9 protein-coding genes are annotated in these 3,082 nt (G+C 51.2%); 1 reads left to right on the forward strand and 8 read right to left on the reverse strand.

From position 1 onward, the window contains the following. Positions 1 to 472: hypothetical protein (locus ABSG49_RS12055; protein WP_424026380.1), on the forward strand; the 472-nt coding region annotated here is incomplete at its 5' end. Between the two features lie 226 nt (positions 473 to 698). Here ABSG49_RS12055 and ABSG49_RS12060 read toward each other — a convergent pair. From ABSG49_RS12060 to ABSG49_RS12095, 8 genes are all read right to left on the reverse strand, one after another. Further along, the gene (locus ABSG49_RS12060; protein WP_424026381.1) at positions 699 to 866 is read right to left on the reverse strand and encodes a hypothetical protein; all 168 of its coding nucleotides are present in this window, start codon (positions 864 to 866) and stop codon (positions 699 to 701) included. Next, positions 863 to 1,045, reverse strand: a complete 183-nt coding sequence (locus tag ABSG49_RS12065; RefSeq protein ID WP_424026382.1) for a hypothetical protein — start codon at positions 1,043 to 1,045, stop codon at positions 863 to 865. The genes ABSG49_RS12060 and ABSG49_RS12065 overlap by 4 nt, the downstream gene beginning before the upstream one ends. Continuing rightward, positions 1,045 to 1,338, reverse strand: a complete 294-nt coding sequence (locus tag ABSG49_RS12070) for a hypothetical protein (protein ID WP_424026383.1) — start codon at positions 1,336 to 1,338, stop codon at positions 1,045 to 1,047. The genes ABSG49_RS12065 and ABSG49_RS12070 overlap by 1 nt, the downstream gene beginning before the upstream one ends. Further along, positions 1,331 to 1,570, reverse strand: coding sequence for a hypothetical protein (locus ABSG49_RS12075; protein ID WP_424026384.1), 240 nt, complete (start codon positions 1,568 to 1,570; stop codon positions 1,331 to 1,333). Before ABSG49_RS12075 ends, ABSG49_RS12070 begins: the two co-directional genes overlap by 8 nt. Next, entirely contained in the window at positions 1,567 to 2,010 is a 444-nt protein-coding gene (locus ABSG49_RS12080) for a pentapeptide repeat-containing protein (protein ID WP_424026385.1), read from the reverse strand. The genes ABSG49_RS12075 and ABSG49_RS12080 overlap by 4 nt, the downstream gene beginning before the upstream one ends. Further along, positions 2,007 to 2,285 carry a hypothetical protein gene (locus ABSG49_RS12085; protein ID WP_424026386.1) on the reverse strand — a complete coding sequence of 93 codons (279 nt, stop codon included), beginning with the start codon at positions 2,283 to 2,285 and terminating at the stop codon, positions 2,007 to 2,009. Before ABSG49_RS12085 ends, ABSG49_RS12080 begins: the two co-directional genes overlap by 4 nt. 60 nt (positions 2,286 to 2,345) lie before the next feature. Further along, positions 2,346 to 2,660 carry a hypothetical protein gene (locus ABSG49_RS12090; protein WP_424026387.1) on the reverse strand — a complete coding sequence of 105 codons (315 nt, stop codon included), beginning with the start codon at positions 2,658 to 2,660 and terminating at the stop codon, positions 2,346 to 2,348. A gap of 172 nt (positions 2,661 to 2,832) precedes the next feature. Then, positions 2,833 to 3,012: a hypothetical protein gene (locus ABSG49_RS12095; protein ID WP_424026388.1), complete on the reverse strand. Its 180-nt coding sequence runs from the start codon at positions 3,010 to 3,012 to the stop codon at positions 2,833 to 2,835. Positions 3,013 to 3,082: the final 70 nt, after the last annotated feature.

Below are 3,082 nucleotides of genomic sequence, written 5' to 3' on the forward strand. Positions count from 1 at the left end.
TATTGCATACCCGCACGGGATCGGCGCAATGGTCGCCATGCCGGACTATACCGAATCGTCTCCGCAGACCGGTTCCCCTGTGCAAAAGAACGGGCTGCTGATCCAGACACTTACTGCCGGTTCAACCATCACCTACGGAAACCTCGATACTTACGCGACGCTGACCCTACTCGGTAAATCGACGTTCTACCCCAAAGCCTCCTGCTGGACAGTGTTCAATCAGGGATACGTGCCGCAGGTCGGCGCGTATTATGCGGGGGTACAGCAGGTCTCCTTATCGAAACCTCCTCAGGTCGGGGATCGGATCTACGTACAGAAGAACACGAATGGCCCGCTGTTTGAATGGCAGGTCGTCGCAGTCGAATGGAATTTTGACCAAGGGCAGATTATCCTAACGCTCGGTGATTTCGAGAAGAACGTATTTAACCTACTCCAGAATGAGACGCAAGGGTTCAACTGGACCATTACATGAACGAGGTAGAAATGGGTGACTCAGAACTTTATGTTACGGAAGGACAGTGTAAAGAACGACGAGATTCCTGTAAGGAACTCCGGGAACATGATTGCAGTAGCCGCGATGCTTGGGTCGGAAAACTCGAAAAGAAGATCGATGCCCTGACTTACATCGCAATAACGCAGCTCTGCGCGCTTGTCATTGCTCTTGTTATCTGGAGAACGACAAATCTATAAAAAAGGGTTTACTTTTCTACCGGCATCGGAACGCCGGCCTCGTCACAGATCCGCGTGATGATCTCACTGAAACTTTCGTTCTTCTTGCCGTACTGCTCGATTCGGTCATAAGTGATAAGAGCGAGCTGGACCGGCTTGTGGTTCTCGTGCCAGCGGTCTTTTTTGGTTGAGGTCATTTATTCAAACACCCCTTTACCCTATCAAACCACGATTGCTGTGGGGCATCCGCAAAGGTCCGTGCATCTTCCCGCACTCTCCTCAGGACCAGCTCATCCTTGATGATGGAGAGGTTACCGGCAATCTGCGTCAAGATCTGGTCGCGCTGTGCCTGCGATAACTCGCCGGGATCAGGCATCAGAGTTCACCCTTCCATAGAATCATCGCATCCTCGCCACCATGCAGTCTCCACTTCTTACCATCGAATGACGGAACAAGTCCCTGCTCCCAGAGCTTGACAAGCGGGAGGAACGGATATTCATCGGTCTTGACATTCTCAGTATATTTCCATGCATCACGGGGCAATAGGAAGAAGGTACCTGTATAGGCCCCCACGCTGTCCCCCACGCTGTCCCATTCCTTCAAGAGAGCGATATGTTTATCCCCCTCTTGAGAAAGGGTCTGATCTCCACGTACAACAATCTCAGCCATGTGCTGGCTCCTGAAGTGGGTGGTCAAGGGCGTCATTGTATACGAACTCCTGACATCTACCGGCCACAGTGTCAATATACCGGAGTCGGGCCTGTTCGTTCGTATCCATCTCTTCACCATCGATATCTATCAGTGACACCGGATAGAGTTCCTTTGCCTTGTTCCACGCTTCGGTATTCTTCGAGCATCCGATCATTCCGCGTAGGAACAGTTTACAATCCGTACACTTCATGGTATCTCCTCCACATCGTTTCCGATACGATGGAATTTATTGGCAAGGGTCTTGATCGCCTGCTGAGCTGCCTTGACTTCTTCATCATCGGTTTCAAACCGGCAGAAGTGGTATGCGATCTGTGCACTCAGCCGTATATCAACTTTGATACCGAGCGATCCGCACCATAGGGGGAACACCGACATATCGAGGTCGGCATAGCTGAGGTCGGCATGGCGGAGGTTGGCATGGCGGAGGTTGGCAGAGCTGAGGTCGGCATGGCGGAGGTCGGCAGAGCCGAGGTCGGCAGAGCCGAGGTCGGCATAGCTGAGGTCGGCATGGCGGAGGTTGGCATGGCGGAGGTTGGCTTTTTCTCCTTCAGGGTCATCATTCAACCATGCAAGATGCTTTCTCAAGATCTCCTTGAGTGCACCCGGTAGGATTGTGCGTAATTCCGTCATTCCTCTTCCTCCTCCTCTCCGCGCTGTGACTCCGGCATCTTTGGGATCAGCGCCAGAGGGTTACCAGTCGGCTTGAGCTCGCCTTCCGACAACATCACGGCCTTACATCCCATGCACTGATACAGCACTAAGGGAACGGTCTGCGCGGTCTTGCCCTTACGTGACGGCGCTTTAACGACTTCTCCTACAATACCGACTTTCCGGATCTCGATCCTGTCAGACCGTGCCTTACAGAATGGGCATCCGGGCGTTGGGAACTGTATTCCACCAGACATACATATTCTTAAAGAACGTTTAAGGATTAAAACATTTTCATTTGTTAAAAAGAGTTGAAGTTACCGGATTACCATCGAACAGCCCGGAGGCCGGTATATCGGGAACCTGCCGATCTGCTTCTGGCCGTGGTAGAGCCTGCATAAACGCGGGAACTCCGGTGAGTCGTGGATGTCGCAGAAGTATGTGATCTCTCCCGGGTCTTCAAAAGAAACAAGTTTGAGATGCTGGCAATCGTGCGGGATCAGGACGAATCCCTGATCTTCCTTGAATCCATGGGCACGGAGGTACTTGAGGTAATTCGGATGCAGTCCTTTGATTACCATCACGATCTGCCGGCAGCACGATCCGCAGAGGGAGCAGGAACCTTCGGTCATGGCTTGTCCTTCTCGATCGGTAACTCTGTTTGTTTCTGCCGGCATTCCTTCCGTTTACGCCCCTGACGACATACCTTACCGGTAATCCGGTGAAGGAAATGAAGGATCGGGAAACAGGTTTTCTCATGTTCGCACTGTACACAAATGTTCAGGTTGATACGTTCTTTTTCTGTCATTCACATCTCTCCAGAAGGGATTGTAACATCCATCCTTCAAATGTCGGTTCGTGCCGGTAGAATGCCATATATGCCTGTATTCCTCCGGCTTTGGCATACGTCTTTTCTTTGTCGATATCTGACTGTTTCAACAGAAGTTTCATTGTGTTCTCTGGAATGTCAAATATAACTTTCATAATTTTACCTCGGGACTTTTACCCATTTGCCGTTCACGGGCATCTTAACGAACGGGTGCGCCCGATTATA

It is taken from the genome of Methanoregula sp. (assembly GCF_049510175.1).
Lineage (GTDB): Archaea > Halobacteriota > Methanomicrobia > Methanomicrobiales > Methanospirillaceae > Methanoregula.

Bases quoted from the DNA above. Each gene is read 5' to 3' on its own strand.
- ABSG49_RS12085 (WP_424026386.1), bottom strand. From the start codon at position 2,285: ATGTCTGGTGGAATACAGTTCCCAACGCCCGGATGCCCATTCTGTAAG.
- ABSG49_RS12090 (WP_424026387.1), bottom strand. From the start codon at position 2,660: ATGACCGAAGGTTCCTGCTCCCTCTGCGGATCGTGCTGCCGGCAGATC.
- ABSG49_RS12070 (WP_424026383.1), bottom strand. From the start codon at position 1,338: ATGGCTGAGATTGTTGTACGTGGAGATCAGACCCTTTCTCAAGAGGGG.
- ABSG49_RS12075 (WP_424026384.1), bottom strand. From the start codon at position 1,570: ATGAAGTGTACGGATTGTAAACTGTTCCTACGCGGAATGATCGGATGC.
- ABSG49_RS12080 (WP_424026385.1), bottom strand. From the start codon at position 2,010: ATGACGGAATTACGCACAATCCTACCGGGTGCACTCAAGGAGATCTTG.
- ABSG49_RS12060 (WP_424026381.1), bottom strand. From the start codon at position 866: ATGACCTCAACCAAAAAAGACCGCTGGCACGAGAACCACAAGCCGGTC.
- ABSG49_RS12065 (WP_424026382.1), bottom strand. From the start codon at position 1,045: ATGCCTGATCCCGGCGAGTTATCGCAGGCACAGCGCGACCAGATCTTG.
- ABSG49_RS12095 (WP_424026388.1), bottom strand. From the start codon at position 3,012: ATGAAAGTTATATTTGACATTCCAGAGAACACAATGAAACTTCTGTTG.